Annotated in this window: 12 protein-coding genes; 6 read left to right on the top strand and 6 right to left on the bottom strand. The window is 50.3% G+C overall.

The genetic code is table 11. The annotated features are described in order from the left end of the window. Positions 1-2 precede the first annotated feature (2 nt). From P2H89_RS10305 to P2H89_RS10290, 4 genes are all read right to left on the bottom strand, one after another. Positions 3-566: a dihydrofolate reductase family protein gene (locus P2H89_RS10305; protein ID WP_275826642.1), complete on the bottom strand. Its 564-nt coding sequence runs from the start codon at positions 564-566 to the stop codon at positions 3-5. 133 nt (positions 567-699) lie between these two features. Then, positions 700-1,581, bottom strand: coding sequence for a hypothetical protein (locus tag P2H89_RS10300; protein ID WP_275826640.1), 882 nt, complete (start codon positions 1,579-1,581; stop codon positions 700-702). A 67-nt stretch (positions 1,582-1,648) separates the two neighbouring features. Beyond that, positions 1,649-2,341, bottom strand: coding sequence for a GNAT family N-acetyltransferase (locus P2H89_RS10295; protein ID WP_275826638.1), 693 nt, complete (start codon positions 2,339-2,341; stop codon positions 1,649-1,651). Positions 2,342-2,395: 54 nt separating this feature from the next. Then, entirely contained in the window at positions 2,396-2,989 is a 594-nt protein-coding gene (locus tag P2H89_RS10290; RefSeq protein WP_275826637.1) for a zinc ribbon domain-containing protein, read from the bottom strand. A gap of 402 nt (positions 2,990-3,391) precedes the next feature. Between P2H89_RS10290 and P2H89_RS10285 the strand changes: the two genes are divergently transcribed. The 3 genes from P2H89_RS10285 (at position 3,392) to P2H89_RS10275 (ending at position 6,968) form a co-directional block, all read left to right on the top strand. Next, the gene (locus P2H89_RS10285) at positions 3,392-4,084 is read left to right on the top strand and encodes a hypothetical protein (RefSeq protein ID WP_275826636.1); all 693 of its coding nucleotides are present in this window, start codon (positions 3,392-3,394) and stop codon (positions 4,082-4,084) included. Positions 4,085-4,212: 128 nt separating this feature from the next. Then, positions 4,213-6,357, top strand: coding sequence for a tetratricopeptide repeat protein (locus tag P2H89_RS10280; RefSeq protein ID WP_275826635.1), 2,145 nt, complete (start codon positions 4,213-4,215; stop codon positions 6,355-6,357). 11 nt (positions 6,358-6,368) lie between these two features. After that, positions 6,369-6,968: a DNA-binding response regulator gene (locus P2H89_RS10275; RefSeq protein WP_275826634.1), complete on the top strand. Its 600-nt coding sequence runs from the start codon at positions 6,369-6,371 to the stop codon at positions 6,966-6,968. Between the two features lie 10 nt (positions 6,969-6,978). Here P2H89_RS10275 and P2H89_RS10270 read toward each other — a convergent pair whose 3' ends face one another. After that, positions 6,979-7,821 (bottom strand): hypothetical protein, encoded by an 843-nt coding sequence (locus P2H89_RS10270; RefSeq protein ID WP_275826633.1) that lies wholly within the window; start codon positions 7,819-7,821, stop codon positions 6,979-6,981. Between the two features lie 188 nt (positions 7,822-8,009). Between P2H89_RS10270 and P2H89_RS10265 the strand changes: the two genes are divergently transcribed. Continuing rightward, complete coding sequence (locus P2H89_RS10265) at positions 8,010-11,216, top strand: ELWxxDGT repeat protein (RefSeq protein ID WP_275826632.1); 3,207 nt, start codon at positions 8,010-8,012, stop codon at positions 11,214-11,216. 74 nt (positions 11,217-11,290) lie between these two features. Here P2H89_RS10265 and P2H89_RS10260 read toward each other — a convergent pair whose 3' ends face one another. Next, positions 11,291-14,191 carry a DUF5977 domain-containing protein gene (locus tag P2H89_RS10260; RefSeq protein WP_275826631.1) on the bottom strand — a complete coding sequence of 967 codons (2,901 nt, stop codon included), beginning with the start codon at positions 14,189-14,191 and terminating at the stop codon, positions 11,291-11,293. 227 nt (positions 14,192-14,418) lie between these two features. Here P2H89_RS10260 and P2H89_RS10255 point away from each other — a divergent pair, with 227 nt between their 5' ends. Together P2H89_RS10255 and P2H89_RS10250 are read left to right on the top strand one after the other, a co-directional pair. Next, on the top strand, positions 14,419-14,802 hold the full coding sequence (locus P2H89_RS10255; RefSeq protein ID WP_275826630.1) for a VOC family protein: 384 nt from the start codon (positions 14,419-14,421) through the stop codon (positions 14,800-14,802). Positions 14,803-14,933: 131 nt separating this feature from the next. After that, a complete protein-coding gene (locus P2H89_RS10250) occupies positions 14,934-15,740 on the top strand; it encodes an SDR family oxidoreductase (RefSeq protein ID WP_275826629.1) in 807 nt (268 codons plus the stop codon). Positions 15,741-15,742: the final 2 nt, after the last annotated feature.

The raw sequence follows: 15,742 nt of genomic DNA, 5'->3' as shown, positions 1-15,742 counted from the left end.
ATTCACTTTTTGTAATGTAAGCCTATGGCTCCGCCCCCGAAGGTAAAGGTTTCTTCCAGTTTGAGGTTCACCTGGTGTTTAATATCGCGAAACAATGGGGCGCCCTCTCCTATGATGACCGGGTTTATGAATAACCAGTAATCGTCGATCAGTTCGGCTTCGGTGAGTTGCTGGCCGAGGGATGGGCTGCCAAAGAGAATGATGTTCTTACCGTCGCCTTGTTTGAGTTGGGCGACCGTTTCTATGAGGTTATCGCTGATGAGGCTGGCGTTGGCCAGGGGGCGTCCCTTCCAGCTGTTGGAAACGACGTATTTTTTTACCTGGCTGTACCAGGCCGAGTGTTCCAGATCGTGTTTGGTGGGATTGGGTTTGCTGGCGGCGGTGGGCCAATAGCTTTCCATCAGCTCAAAGGTTTTACGGGCATAGATGGCGACATCGGATTCCTGGGAGCGCAGGTGGGCTAAGTCGAACATTTTATCATCGAGCTTTACCCAATCGATTCCACCATTGGGGCGAGATACCAATCCGTCGAGAGATACGTGCATGAACCAGCTGATCTTTTTCATTGAAACGATTTTATAGTGTGCAAGGTAGGGCTTTCGACCGGCCCGCTACGGGTGCTGGTACGACAAAGAATGGGGGTATTGCGTCGAAGTGGTGGATGTCTATGGCGCTTATGTAAGGGGCCGGTTTTTCGAATCAGTCGCTGCCTCCCCGATACACATGTATTTTCTTACTGAGGCCGGCAAGGTCGACGATCTTTTGACAGGCTTTGGTGAATGCGGCGGTATCTTCTGAACAATCGATGGTGCCTACCCGATGATACTGGTGCTTTGTATTGGCTTCGAGCGAAAAGCCCGATTGATCGGTAGCGGACATACAAACAGTTGGTGCGTCGGGTGGCAATGACCAATAGCCCGACCGGTTGATGGCGTCGACGATCTCTTTGTACTGTTGGCAGGTGATGGTTTTGGTGGTGGTGGTGTAGGGTTTTATCACTTCGTTGTGCAGGATCAACTTCTTCTTGAGGGCGATATAGTATTTCACATCCTGTAATTGCGGGTACAGCTGCAGCATGGAGTCGATGTAGCGTTGCCGGGCAGGCGGCCAATCTGACTTCCTTTCCAACGGGAAGTTTTTGTAGAGAAACCGGTAATGGAGTGTTTCTGCTGGTGTAAGGAATTTGTTCAATGAATCGTAGGCAAATATTTCGCCGGGGTATCCACTTTTAGTGACGAGACTGGTGGGGGTTATTGTAATGAAGGTCATGTCGCCAAAGCCGCCACCATACAGAAAGCGGAATGTTTCCTGCGGCATGGGTTTGATGCTAAGGTTGGGTTCATGGAATCGCGTAAAATAGAGTTCGGAGACTGCCCACATCATCGAATCTCTCCGGGAAAGTTCGTTGCGAATGGGATAACAGAAGAAGGTGGTGTCGATGTTTTCGTGGGTAGCTGGATAAGCATATCCGCCTTTGGGGTACGTGATATTGTATCCGGCGCAGGGGCCGTTGTTGCATGCGAAAAAGGTGCTGAGGAGCGTGATTTTGAGCAGGGTTCCTAACCATTGGGTGTATTGCATAGGCTGGTTTTATGCTGAGATGCAGCCCTGCTCAATTTCCATAAACATTTGGTGGATTTCTGGTTGCTTAGGCTTCGCGGCGGAGTTTCCAAAAGCTGATGGTGCGCCGTTTGGTGAAGCCCATGTATTCGTAAAGACCTATCGCGCGGTCGTTGGTTTCGAGTACGTGGAGGAATGGGATCTTGCCTTCGTCGAGATTGGTGTTGCAGAGGTGTGCGATGAGGTGCTGCGCATATTGGCGGCCGGTGTAGGCGGGATCGGTGCAGATGGCACTGATCTCGGTGAGCTCTTCGAGTTTCATGCGTTCGCCGGCAATGGCCACCAGTTGCTCTTGCTGCCAGATGCCGTAATATTTACCGAGCTGGTGCGTATCGGGTTCGTAATAGCCGGGCTGCACTTTTTGGATGAGCTGGTACATGTTCATTTTGTGCTCCGCGGTCAAGGAGGCTATCGTGACGTCGCCCGCGGGAGTTGTTACGGCTGACTGGTTGATCATCTGGGCGCAGGGCAATTCGGCGAGGATGGTCCACTGTGCAGGTATGGGTGGCAGGTGGCCAATGAGGAAGAACACTTCTCCTGGTCCGATCCATTCGTTGAGCTGGTCTATCGCTGCCGGATGGTGATGATCGAAGGCGGCGAACGGAAGTATACCGCGGCGGTATCGTTGAACGAATGTATTACCGGCGGCAAATGCTAGCTGTGCGCTGCCGAGTGCCCACCAGGCGGGATTGTCGAGTGCGGCAAATGGATCATGGCTCATGGTGCGAATTTACCGAATAAACCATGACAGCCGATGATGGTTGATATGCTGGGTTTAGTGGCGTGTTACACCATTGATCTTATCTTCCTCTAACATTTGCAGCAATGCCTGTTTGGTAAGGCCGTATTCGATGTCCTCAACGAAATAATCTTTGCTATCGGGGCTGGAGACAAATCCAGTATACATGTATGCGCCGTGATTAAGCATCACTGAGTCGCCTTTTACCGCGCTTACTTTAAGAAAATAATACTGGACAGTATTCGCGCTATCGTGCCGCATGGTATAAATATCTCCGGCGCGCGGGCTAAGTACGAAGGCCCGTTTTTCCTTTTGGGTATTGTGATTGGCCACTGCGATCCAGGCGACGAGGCTGCCAATGAGGATGAGACCCGTGTACAGATAAAATGGTTTGCGCGTTTGCCTTTCGTACTGATACTGGAGTGAATCGATCCTCGCTCCCCTGCCACAGTTGTTGCATTGTATAGAAGAGGTACGATCGCTGATAGGCCAGAATGGGATAAAGAAGAGGTGGAAGTACCCGTGATAGACAGAGACGGTCATGTCGAATGTGGCGCAATGGGAGCAGCGTTCGTTGTGTTCGGTGTATCGCTTGATACGCAATTTTCTTTGTCCGTAGATGATGAACATGGTTTGGGCGTTGGGTAAAGGTTGTTAGTGGGTGTAGGCGGGAAGATAATACAAGTTGGGAGGATTGAAAACAACCGGGCTACCTATCTTTTTGCAAATGCGTGCCCTGGCTGCATTGGCCCTGACCAGGGTGTGACCGGGGGGAGATATGGGGGAAGGCGGGAAGTAACAGGAAAGTGCATCGCTGTAATATCGCTATAAGGTCGCTATAATGTCGCTGTAAGGTCGCTACAGGGTCGCTGAAACGACGCTGGAACATCGCTGAGGTATCGGGAGAAGGACGCTATAACAGCGCTTTAGAAACGCTATATTTTTTGAGCTTTTAAATCTGCCCGTCAAGTCTCTACGTATATTAACTATTCGAATCATATCTTATTGTTAATCACTTAAATGCGATACGTTATGGCCAGAATTCTTCCTTCCGCGATCAAGGTCCAGGGTACTGTTTTAGATGTTACGGTCGTAAACAGCCGGAAATACGGCCGTCATGTGCGGGCCCGCCGCGGGTCCATCAAGCCGGTCACCATCAACGGCGAAATGGAAAAGAGTAAAGACAGTTTACTAGAGTGCAACAAACCTGCCAAAATGCTCTTCGATGCACTGCGCCATGAACACAAAGACGGTGATCTGTGGCCGCGTTTATTATCTCACTTTAGAAAACAACTGAAAGAAGACAATTGTTTCAGTTTATCGGGCTTTGAGCGTTTTGAATGCAGTACTTCGTATACCCTTCACAGCTTGGTGCTGAATGAATATGCCATTACTGTAAAGGCCTCTAAGAATAAGATGCAGGTCACCCTTAAATTCCATAAACATCCTGGCTGGAAAAAAAGAAGTTATGTAACGGGTTATCGTCCTGAATTGACGCTCCTGTTGCCGGATTTTGAAACGGGTATTTGCTCTAAGGTCTCGGCCCATATTCCGGTGGTACATTTCACGGATGCGTTAAAGCCATTGCGTTTTGATTTGCCGATTCCGGTTGGGCAAAAGCAATGGCTGCTGTTGTTGAGTATTACCGCTTGCGAAAAAAGCAAGGTTATAACCGTCCCTACGCATAAGGGCATGGCGGTGGTGAAGGTGGGCGGGTCAATTTGACGGCTGTAAAAGGCGAAAAATGCGAAATAGATTGTCCGCGCTCAAGTTTTGGACCGGGTTGGGATTTTAGTGTTGGCATGTTGATATTTGTCATATCTTCCCCATCACAGAACCCCACCCTGTTACCAATGAACCGACTGCTTTGTACCCTATGCCTGTTTATGGCTATGCCCATGCTGTATGCCCAATCTTCACGGGCAGACAGTGTTTCCCAATTAATTGAAAAAGCGACCAGTGTTCCCGAAAAAGCCCGTCAATTGCTGGCGCGGAGCCGCATTGCCCCTCCTGCCCGTACTGCAGTGCAAGCGATGGAGGATGCGCAACAGGCGCTGGCCCTATTTCAGCAATCAGGCGACGACAAAGGTGAAGTAGATGCTTACCTGCGCATTTCGGGCTTATATAGTATTCAGAGTAAATATGCCATTGCTTTGGGTTTTGACTCCGCTGCTTTGGGTATTGCGCGCAAAGCGGAATACAAACAAGGTATCGCCCTTGCCTATAGCAACCTCGGCCGCAATGTGCAGCAGCTCGGCGAACTGGAGAAAGCGCGCGGTTTGCTGATGGAGAGCCTGCAGATCCTGAAAGACGCCGGGCTTGAGCGGGAAACTGCCGATGTATACAGTCGCTTAGGTGTCATCAATCGCCGCCTGAGTGATTTCAAAGCTTCCCTTCAATATTTCGATGACGGTATTGGCGTAGCCACTAAATATAAGCTGGAGCCTTTGCTGGCCATTCTCTATATGAACAAAGCGAATTCGCTGAACGAGTCGGCGCGCTTTGATGAAGCGATCGCTTTACATATCGAGAGCATCCGCATCAAAGAGAAACTGCGCGATGAGCGTGGTCTCATCCAATCGTACAACAATATCGCGAACGTGTACACTGCTTCGGGCAAACCGGCCGAGGCGCTCCCCTACCTGCGCAAGATCATCGCACAGCCGGGCGCCGCACGGGAGCGGTCGTCGATCGGGTTTACGTATAATAGTCTGGGTACGAATTATAGTTTAACCCACGAACCTGATTCGGCTGAACTGTATTTCAAGAAGGCGGTCGATCTGTTCACCCAAACCGGCGAGCAGGGCGCTCTTGGCCTGGTGTATAATAACCTGGGCAATTTTTACATAGACCATAGCCGGTACGAAGAGGGCTTGAAATTCCTGGAGCTGGCGCTGGCCATCCGGCAAAAGAGTAAAGCGCGCTATGATATTGCTTCTACCATGAACAATATCGGCGCTGCCTTATCGAAGCTGAAGCGGTACAAAGAGGCCGAGAAGTACCTGCTGCAATCGCTGGAGCTGGTGAAAGGCAATGACAGTTACCTGGAGACGGGTATTTACAAGCGCCTGAGTGAGCATTATAAAGCTACAGGCGACCTCGAAGAAGCGTATGCCTACCAGAGCAAGTATGTGAGCAGTAAGGATACTTTGCTGGATGAAAACGAGGCGTTGAATATGGTGAAGGCGCAGTCGGACTATGAGATCGAAAAGCGTGAAACAGCCTTGACGATGGAGAAAAAGGAGAAAGCGATCAGGGCACTGGAATTGGAAAACCGTAATAAGACGATCTGGTTCCTGGTGGCTGGTTTGGTTTTGTTGGGTGCGCTGCTGGGGTTATATGTACGCAGTTTCCGGCTAAAGAAAAAGAGTGCGGTGATGCTGGAAGAAAAGAACAAACGTATTGAAACCCTGGTACGGGAGCTGCACCACCGGGTGAAGAATAATTTGCAGGTAGTGTCGGGTCTATTGTCGTTGCAAGGTAACCGGCTGGAAGATGGCGTGGCGAAGGATGCGATGGAGGAAGGCCGTAACCGTATCCAGGCCATGTCGATGATCCATCAACGATTGTATATGGACCAGGATCTGGCGACGGTGGATATGGCCGATTACCTGGCCAATCTTTCTCAATCGCTGGCGTTGAGCTTTGGGTATGGCGCTCACCAGGTGAAGACGGAGGTGGCGCTGGCTGAGCACGCGATGAATATCGACCTGGCCATCCCGATTGGCTTAATCGTTAATGAACTGGTGACGAATGCTTTTAAACATGCCTTCCGTGACGCGGCGCAGGCTGCAATAAATATATCACTACAGGAGAAAAAGGAGGGGCTTTCCCTGCGGGTGGTTGATAATGGTCAGTCTGCCGGGGCTGCCGCCCAAACAGTGGCTTCGAATTCCTTTGGCATGAAACTGGTGCGCACGCTGGTGGCGCAGGTGAATGGCGAATTGCAGGTTGACCAACAGAGTGGCACTGCCTACACAATCCTTATCAAGGCTTAATTAACTATTATATGAAAGATCAGGTGACCATATTGATCGTGGAAGATGAACTGGTGACGGCAACGAGTATTGCTGAGTTGCTGGAGGAGGAGGATTTTGAAATTGCAGGTATTGCGAAAGATGCAGGGACTGCTTTGCGCTTGTGCAATGGCGCGCAGGCGCCGCCTGCGGTGGTGGTATGCGACATCAACATCCAGGGCGATGTGAATGGTGTGGAACTGGCAAAGCAGCTGAAGGACCTGTACTCCTGTGAAGTGGTTTTCCTGACTGCTTTCTCTGATTCAAAGACCTTGCAGGCGGCTTTTGCCACCGAGCCGGTGATGTATGTGGTGAAACCGTATTCGGATACGCAGTTGCTGGTAGCGGTGCAACTGGCCTTTCACCGGGTTTTTAAATCGCAGCAGGCTGCTGCCGGTCAGTCGGTCGTTCAACTGACCGACCGGGAGCGTGAGGTTGCGATGCTTGTGGCGCAGGGGCTTTCGAGCAAGCAAATTGCGCGCAACCTGAACATCAGCGTGGAGACGGTGAAAACGCACCGCCGCCGTATGCTGAGCAAGAATAATATCCGGAATTTTCCGCAGCTGGTATACCTGCTGAATGCGGGGTCGTAGGAAGCGTTTTTTAATGCCGGACGATAAATTTAAAGCCAATATTGATCACCCAATTACCCTGCTTAAGATCGGTATGATACACATGACCGTTCATTTTGTATCTGTCTCCTCCGATCGGCCCCTGTATGCCTGCCTTCAAAAACAGCAAGGTTGCTCTCGGCGTTTTTTGTGGGCTGGAGATTGAATAATCGAATCCAATCCCGGCCTGGTATCCTACTTTTCCGGACATGGCCGTTACGGATTGATTGTTGATGATAAATCCTGATATATCTTCTGCATTGTTATTGACTGTTTCCGGCTTTTCGTATTTGATGGCAGATGTCCTGCCTGAGAGGCCTGCATAGGGATAGATGCTTGCTTTTGGTGATTTCAACAGATCGTACCCCAGGTCAAGCTGCAGAAAGTTAGCTGTGTTGATCTTAATAGTTTCGTTGCCCCTTTTCGTTTTCAGGTTTAAGGAGCCGGTGCCTGCATAGAGATCGATCATGATGCGGTTGGACCTGAATGAAAATCCCATACCGATATTAGGTGCCAGGGAGCTGAGGGGGCTGAATCCATTGGCCTCGATCTGCCGGCCGAAGTTGCCCAGATCGGTATGCGTAAGGCCGGAAAACAGGGTGAATCCCGAGTAGTTCCTGGATTTGCCGGCGTGCTGCCTGTATGCCTCAGCCAGGTTTTGGAATGTTTCGCTCTGGCGCAATGTGTCGATGGTTGCCATTTGCAGGGCCATCAGTTTTTGCTTGTAATAGCTCGCAGAGTCGGTAATCTTTCTTTCTTCCCGGTATACGCGGGGGCGGTATTGTGCTTCTGCAAAAAGGGGCAAAAACAGGAAAAGGCCAATGAATTTCTTCATCTACGGTGGGTTTAGGGGTTGCAAGATATGCTGGTAACTGTTATATGCCAACCAGGTTCTTAAAAGATGCGCATATGTGTGTGATTACATAACGGGGTGACGGGTTTTTGTCACCCTTTGGGGGTATTGAATAGTAGGTTTTCTCATAATATTTTGCATCCACTTTTGGACACTTACTTCTGGACATTATGACAAAATTCTACCTGCTTCTCGCTACCCTATTCTTATTGGGTGCTGGCCCCATAATGGCGCAGCCTTTTAGTTTGATAAAAGATATCAATCCGGATATCTGGACGACTTCCGGAAGTTTTCCGGAAAATTTTACTCCCTACAACGGTCTTGTCTTTTTTAAAGCCGGTAACCATGCCGGCAATGAACTGTGGAAATCGGACGGGACGGCTGCCGGTACTGTGATGGTAAAGGACATTTATGCCGGGCAAAATAGTGGCAACCCTCAAAAATTCACGGAAGCCAATGGTATTTTATTTTTCGTAGCTACTTCTCCGATCAACGGCGCTGAGTTATGGAAAACGGATGGTACGGAGGCGGGGACTGTAATGGTGAAAGATATCTACCCGGGTACTAATGCCTCCAGCCCGGATCTGATGACGGTATTGAACGGTGTCCTTTATTTTGTTGCCACCACTCCTACCAATGGAATGGAGTTGTGGAAATCGGATGGTACGGAAGCGGGAACCGCACTGGTTAAAGATATTTATGCCGGCAGTAGCGGCGGTGTCTCTGCCCTGATCGCGGTAAATGGATCACTTTACCTCTCGGCCGATGATGGGACGGGTGGTGAGTTGTGGAAGAGCGATGGAACCACTGCCGGCACCGTTTTGCTCAAAGACATTTATACGGGGGCCGGTGGCAGCTATCCGACGAGTTTTTGTAACGCCAACGGCACTTTGTATTTTATGGCCAATACGGCAGCTGCCGGTTCCGAGCTCTGGAAAAGTGACGGCACGAGTGCGGGTACTGTGATGGTGAAGGATATTTTCCCCGGTACGAATGGCGGCCCGTATCCGGGTTTTGTATACAACAACGGCTTACTTTATTTCGCAGCCAACAGCAGCGGCTCGGACAGGGAACTTTGGAAGAGTGACGGTACTGCGGCCGGGACTGTGCTGGTTAAAGATATTGAGGCCGGTAGTGTTGGCAGCTATCCTGCCGGTTTTGTGAGTATGAACAATATTGTATACTTCAATGCCGCCACCGCTGCCAATGGCAATGAGTTGTATCGCAGTGATGGCACCTCGGCGGGTACTTATGTGGTAAAAGAGTTTGAATCAGGTACCGGCTCCTCTTATCCGGTTCTGTTAACGCCCATGAATGGCGTCATGTATTTCAGGGCATATACCACTGCTACGGGCTGGGAACTTTACCGGTCGGACGGTACCGCTGCGGGTAGCTACCTGGTGTCGGATATTTATCCCGGCACTACCAATGGGTCTCCGGAACGGCTTTTTGCCTACAATAATAAACTGTGGTTCTATGCCAATTGGAGCGGTATGTCGTACGAACTGACTTTGAGCGACGGTACGGCTGCTGGCACGGCGGTGTTGAAAAAACTATATCCGCAACCTGCTTCACCGAATGTCAACAATATGAAAAGCTTCAATGGTGGGTTGCTGTTCATCGCATCGGACAATACTTCGGGTACGGAGGTTTGGAAGAGTGACGGTACTGCTGCGGGTACGGTCATGGTGAAAGACATTGTGGCCGGTATAGGTAGTCCTGGTGTCAACACGCTAACGATTGCCGGTAGTACTGCCTTCTTTACTGCCAATAATGGAACGAATGGGGTCGAACTGTGGAAGACCGACGGTACTGCGGCGGGTACGGTGATGGTGAAAGACCTTACAGCAGGCGCCGGCAACACCACTTTTAACGCTTTTGGCGCCGTAGGCAATACTTTTTATTTCAGCTGTAGTGCGGGTAGTACAGGGTTGGAGTTGTGGAAGTCGGACGGTACCGATGCGGGTACTGTACTGGTGAAGGATATTTATAGCGGCAGTGCTAGCAGCACCCCTGGTAATTTTACCGATGTAAATGGTATGTTATTCTTCACAGCTCAAACTGCAGCGGCAGGTATTGAATTGTGGAAGAGTGATGGTACGGATGCAGGTACTGTCCTGGTAAAAGACATTACTGCAGGTACGAGTGGCACTGCCATGACCGCGCTGACGGCTGTGAATGGTGTGCTGTTCTTTGCTGCCACCGTGACTGGCAGCGGACGGGAATTGTGGAAAAGCGATGGTACGACTGCAGGTACTTTATTGGTTAAAGATATCTTATCCGGAAGCGGTGGCAGCAATCCCACTAACCTCACCAATATCAACGGTACTTTGTTCTTTACAGCCTCCGACGCCACGAATGGTGGCGAATTGTGGAAGAGCGATGGTACGACTGCAGGGACAGTGATGGTTAAGGATATCAATGTGGGCAGTGGTTCGACAGCCATTTCTACTATTGTTGCCATTGGCAATACTGCTTATTTTAAAGCCGCTACGGCGGCCTATGGAACGGAATTGTGGAAGAGCGACGGTACAACTGCGGGTACTGTACTTGTTAAAGATATCATGCCAGGGGCGGCGAATGGCGTTAATACATCGTTGCTGTATGTGGTTGGCGATAAGCTCCTGTTCCAGGCCAATGATGGGGTGAATGGTGAAGAAGTGTGGCGAAGCGATGGAACAACCGCTGGCACCACGATGATCCAGGATATTGTTTCCATGGGTGGCAGCACGCCGGACTATTTCATTTGGGTAAACTCGAAAGTGTTTATGACAGCGAATGACCAGGTGCATGGTTTGGAGCTATGGGCTTCCGATGCTATGGCGGCATTGCCGTTGAACTGGCTGGAGTTTACGGGCAGGCTGGCTCAGGACGATGTATTGCTGAGCTGGGCTACGACGAATGAGGTAAATACGGAATCGTTCATTGTAGAAAGAAGCATCGACGGCAGGAAATTTGAATCAGTGGGGGTGGTGGCTGCGAGCAATACAGCGGGCGATCATGCCTATCGCTTTACGGATCGCGGTGTTACAAAGCTGGCTGCAGATGTTGTGTTTTACCGGTTGAAGCAGGTGGATATCGATGGCCGCAGCAGTTTGTCGAAGGTGGTGCGTGTGGCTTTGCCAAACGAGGTGCAGGTGCAATTGTTCCCGAACCCTGTGAAGGATCGTGCGCGGGTGGTGGTTCAATTGACGCGGCATGAGCAGGCGGTCTGGAAAGTGGTGGATGCTGCGGGACGGGTTCTGCTGCAGGCGAAAGTGAAACTGTCGGCCGGTTACAACACCATCGATGCGGATGTGGCGGCCTTACCCTCAGGTGTTTACTGGTTTGTGCTGGAGGGTGATGCGGTGAAGCGGCAGCTGCAGTTTGTGAAATAAGAAGGATTTTAATAATAAGGCCCGGATGCTGTGTTTTGCATCCGGGCCTTATTATTTTGGGCGTGGTTCGCTGTTTACTTGTGAATACTGATCGGGAGGTTGTTGGTTGCATTGATACCTCCAAATGTTACGGCTGCATAATAGACCTGTGTGCTATTGTACAGGGTGTAATAATTCGGTGATGATGCTGAATAGCTCGCCGGAGTTATCGTTATGGAATAATTTCCTTCCGGAATGTTTCCAATGGTTGCTGTGCCAGGCGTTGCTGTAAGTATGTAATCATAGTTAGTGGCGAGGTTGGTGCACTTTATCTGCATATTGACCGTGGTGCTATTGGACACATTGACTGGCACCGCGGGCGGCGGGCTCGTGCTGATGGTGACGGGGCTATTGACCTGCGTATTGCCAAATACCACTGTTGCGTAGTATACCTGGGTGCTATTGTTTACTTTGTACACTACCGGATATGAATTTGAATAGTTGACCGGCACGATGAGTACCTGGTAATTATCCTGCGGAACGGAGACGGCCAATGTTCCATTTGGTGCAACACTGAAGTTGTAGTCTACGTTGGTGCTTAGGTTTTTGAGGGTGTACTGCATGGTTTTGGTAGTGGTGTTGGTGATGTTGACCGGTATGGATGGCGGCGGGCTGGTATTAATGGTACACATTGTGCCCTGGATAAGGTAGCTGCCAAACATTACCGTTGCATAGTACTGCTGGGTGATTCCGTTGATAGAATATACTATTGGATAGGTGCCGGTGGCGTTGGAGGGTGTCATGAACACGTTGTACACGCCCGAGGGGATTGTTCCGGAGAATGTGCTTCCGGGGTTGACTGTAAAAGTGGTTGTGACATTGGTCGACAACCTGGTGAAGGTGAGTGTCATGGTCCTGTTGGTGGTGTTGTTTGCATTGACGGTAATGGGCGGGCTGATACAATCTCCGAGTCTGTTGGCTTCGCTCTGTGCGAATGTTGCGGCCATTGCGTCGGCATCGGTTTGCGAGGAGACAGACCTGAACCTGTTGGCCGGTATATTGACCGTTACAAAGGTTCCCACTTCGCCAGCGCTGCAATTGTTCTTTTGTACTGCCTGACTAAAGATCTGGTTACCGAACGAGGTTACCCCACATGCCTGATTGTGGTTGACAAAGTTCTGCCGGATATTATTTGTTCCCAGTGATCCGCCATAGCTGCCGGCGAAGTTTGATATATACCCACACCAATCGGTAACGGAAGAACTGAAGGTGTTATACATCTGCAGTATGCTTGCACCCGACACATTATCCCATGGTTCCGCAACGCTGTAGGGGTCTCTCATATCATGAAACACTCCATAGGGCATCCAGGATCCACCAAAAAAGTAAAATTCCTGTTCTATCAGCGTTGAAAGATTGAACAATCCTGTTCCAGGAAATATTTCTCTATTTGTGCTGCGTACCTGTCCGTTCGGATACCGGCGTAGTGCATGCTCCTGTCCGATGTACTCGGCCCAGGATTCGGCGAGGGATATGCGGCCGGCCCCCTGGATGTTGGCTGTACCATAGGGGTTTCCGGTAACCCTGTTGTCGGGCAAAAGATCGATGGCGAACTGTGTGTACCAGGATGCGCCCACCTGCCTGAAGAAGGAAGCGTGACCTAGTTCATGAAATGCGGTAGCTGCCAGCCTGGTGGTATAGGCGGCCGGCTCCGCTGCCTGCGGTACACGGAAGGTCATATCGGGCAAAACGCCCCCCAGCAAATTGAACAGGGATGGGAAATTCTGGAGTGCATTGACCTCGTCAATTATTTTCTGCAGGAATCCCGGTATCAATGCTGCGCCGGTGATATGGTTTAACATCGGGGCGCTGGCATTGCCAAATTCACTTACTCCATTAATATCATTGGCCCATTGTGCATAGCAGGTCATGCCCTGTGGGGCTTTTAATATATTATCCTGGGTTGCATATTGATCGTGGAAATAATACGCGTTGAGCAACTGGCTCCAATATCGCACTTGCGTGTGGCCAGAGAAATTGAAGTCTTTTCCATCGCGCATGGTACAGGAGCCTACCCAGCCGCCGATGTGGATAGAGCCGGTGATGAACTGTACGGTGAGGGTGGCTATATTCTGCACGAGCGTGCCATGGGTATCGAGTGGCTTAATATTCACCCTGGAGTTCTTGGCGTGAGTACCCATTATGGTGCCTGCGGAAAAACGCCAGGGTACTTCATAATATCCATTGGCATCGGTATAGGTATGTATGGGTATGCCAAAGGCCAATGCCCAAACCTGCATTCCCCTTACCGGCTCAAAGGCTCCCTGACCGTTATTCAATGCGGGATCCCAGTAGCGAACATAGCCGTGTGGTCTTTTCAACAGACAGATACCGAGCAGGTTTACTTTGAGTCCGGCTGTTTCCAGGGCAGCCATTTGAAGTGTCGTATCTTCTTCAGGTATCTGCACGAGGGTATCCAATGCCTGAGCCTGTAAATTGGCGGCAAACAACAGGCTGTCTGCACGCGGATTGCCCGACGGTGCTACTACATAGATGTTGCCGTCTCTCAGGGCATTAATGCCGGCCTCGTCGAGCGAATCGGCATAGGCTTCGGGGTTTCCGAAGGGGAAATCCATTAGTTTAATGGTGGTGTCGGCCTCCACGGCGGCCAATTGTGCCCCCGTCATGTTGGTTGGGTTGAAACGGAGGTACACAAAGGTTGGATATTGCGCCGTTTCGTTGGCTGTGGTGACAGCGAGCCGGGCTCCCTGGCTCATGCGGATCTTCGCTGTCCTGTTTTCACGTGCGGCGACCTGCTCAATCGCTTTTTTTACGTTGCTGAGTGAATAAGGGTTTACTGTTAATCTGCCTGTTGGGGACTGTTCCTCTGGTGTTGCTTGTTTTTCGGCAAGTTCTCTTTTGCAGCTTGTAATTAATAATGCGGATAAAAATAGTAATGCGCAGAAGGTCGTGACGGACTTCTTTAGGAAGCTCATAGCGTTGATAAGGTTTTTGTGGTTAACGAATGGTTGAAGATATGGTATACGCATTGATTTAAGAAAAAAAACGTTTACTGGAATACGTTGTAAAAGCATTATCTTTTAAAACTTCTGCGGGCTTTTGAACCGGGGAAGTTTTTCGGCCCCAAAATGTCGTTTTTTTCCAATTTATGCCCGGCGGGTCCTTTTACTTTTGGGGTGTTAATCATCTATAAAGTATACTCATGAAAGAATTCAAGCTTCCGGAAAATTATCAAACGGTGATGCCCTACCTGATCGTGCGGGACGCCAGCGGCCTGAAACAGTTCATGATCGACGTTTTCGGCGGGCGTGAACTGAAAACGCATCTCCGGGATGGTGAACCCGGTATTATGCATGCCGAGGTGCAGATCGGCGATAGTACGATCATGTTTGGAGATTGCAGTGAGCAATGGCCGCCTATTACGGCCGGTTTGTACATCAACGTGGCCGATGCGGACGCCACCTATGCGCTGGCGCTTTCGAAAGGGGCCAAATCGATCATGGCGCCGGTTGACCAGCCGTATGGCCGATCGGGTGGCATTCATGATCCTTTTGGGAATGTGTGGTGGATCACTTCGCCGTTGTAGTCTTCATTAAACGACCATCTGTTTCAAATGCCGGGATTATTTCCGGCATTTGTATTGTTATATATAAATGCGCATGGGTAATTCGTAATTCCGTTACCCATTCATTATTTTTGCAATTATAATAGTCAGATATGTCGTTTTTTAAAGATAAGGTAGTTGTCGTTACAGGTGGTACCGAAGGGATAGGAAAGGCGCTGGTAAATGCTTTTATCGATGCGGGCGCCAAGGTGGCGACCTGCGCCCGGAATTACGACAAGCTGTATACCCTGCAGCTGCAGCATTCGGGTGTGGAACTGCACACCATGACCTGCGACCTGAGCAAGGAAGCGGACTGCAAGCGGTTCATTGAATCGACTATCAAGACTTTTGGCGGCATAGATATCCTCATCAACAATGCGGGCGTCAGTATGCGTGCCCTTTTCCGGGACGCCGATGTGGAGGTGATCAAAAAGGTGATGGATATTAACTTTTACGGCGCTGTACATTGTACTAAGTATGCTTTGAACTCTATTTTGGAGCGACGGGGATCGATCGTGGGGGTTTCTTCCATTGCCGGCTACCGCGGGCTGCCAGGCCGCAGCGGTTATTCTGCCTCCAAATTTGCCTTACAGGGCTGGATGGAGGCCCTGCGTACCGAATTGCTGAGTACGGGCGTGAATGTTATGTGGGTGTGTCCGGGCTTTACGGCTTCCAATATCCGGAATGCGGCTTTAAACAAAGACGGGGTGGCGCAAGGTGAATCGCCGCTGGATGAGGGCTCGCTGATGACGGCCGAGGAAGTTGCCGGCCATGTCATCAAGGCGATCGAGCTGCGCAAGCGTACGCTGGTGCTTACCTTTACCGGCAAGCGGACGGTGTTCATGAACCGGTTCTTCCCTTCCTGGACCGATAAACTGGTACATAAATTCTTTTTCAAGAACGGTGAACTCGTGAAGTAACC

This window comes from Paraflavitalea sp. CAU 1676 (genome assembly GCF_029223285.1).
Lineage (GTDB): Bacteria > Bacteroidota > Bacteroidia > Chitinophagales > Chitinophagaceae > Paraflavitalea.
This window is presented reverse-complemented; position numbering and strand designations above follow the sequence as displayed.

Bases quoted from the DNA above. Each gene is read 5' to 3' on its own strand.
- P2H89_RS10255 (WP_275826630.1), top strand. From the start codon at position 14,419: ATGAAAGAATTCAAGCTTCCGGAAAATTATCAAACGGTGATGCCCTAC.
- P2H89_RS10275 (WP_275826634.1), top strand. From the start codon at position 6,369: ATGAAAGATCAGGTGACCATATTGATCGTGGAAGATGAACTGGTGACG.
- P2H89_RS10260 (WP_275826631.1), bottom strand. From the start codon at position 14,191: ATGAGCTTCCTAAAGAAGTCCGTCACGACCTTCTGCGCATTACTATTT.
- P2H89_RS10280 (WP_275826635.1), top strand. From the start codon at position 4,213: ATGAACCGACTGCTTTGTACCCTATGCCTGTTTATGGCTATGCCCATG.
- P2H89_RS10300 (WP_275826640.1), bottom strand. From the start codon at position 1,581: ATGCAATACACCCAATGGTTAGGAACCCTGCTCAAAATCACGCTCCTC.
- P2H89_RS10270 (WP_275826633.1), bottom strand. From the start codon at position 7,821: ATGAAGAAATTCATTGGCCTTTTCCTGTTTTTGCCCCTTTTTGCAGAA.
- P2H89_RS10295 (WP_275826638.1), bottom strand. From the start codon at position 2,341: ATGAGCCATGATCCATTTGCCGCACTCGACAATCCCGCCTGGTGGGCA.
- P2H89_RS10305 (WP_275826642.1), bottom strand. From the start codon at position 566: ATGAAAAAGATCAGCTGGTTCATGCACGTATCTCTCGACGGATTGGTA.
- P2H89_RS10265 (WP_275826632.1), top strand. From the start codon at position 8,010: ATGACAAAATTCTACCTGCTTCTCGCTACCCTATTCTTATTGGGTGCT.
- P2H89_RS10285 (WP_275826636.1), top strand. From the start codon at position 3,392: ATGGCCAGAATTCTTCCTTCCGCGATCAAGGTCCAGGGTACTGTTTTA.
- P2H89_RS10290 (WP_275826637.1), bottom strand. From the start codon at position 2,989: ATGTTCATCATCTACGGACAAAGAAAATTGCGTATCAAGCGATACACC.
- P2H89_RS10250 (WP_275826629.1), top strand. From the start codon at position 14,934: ATGTCGTTTTTTAAAGATAAGGTAGTTGTCGTTACAGGTGGTACCGAA.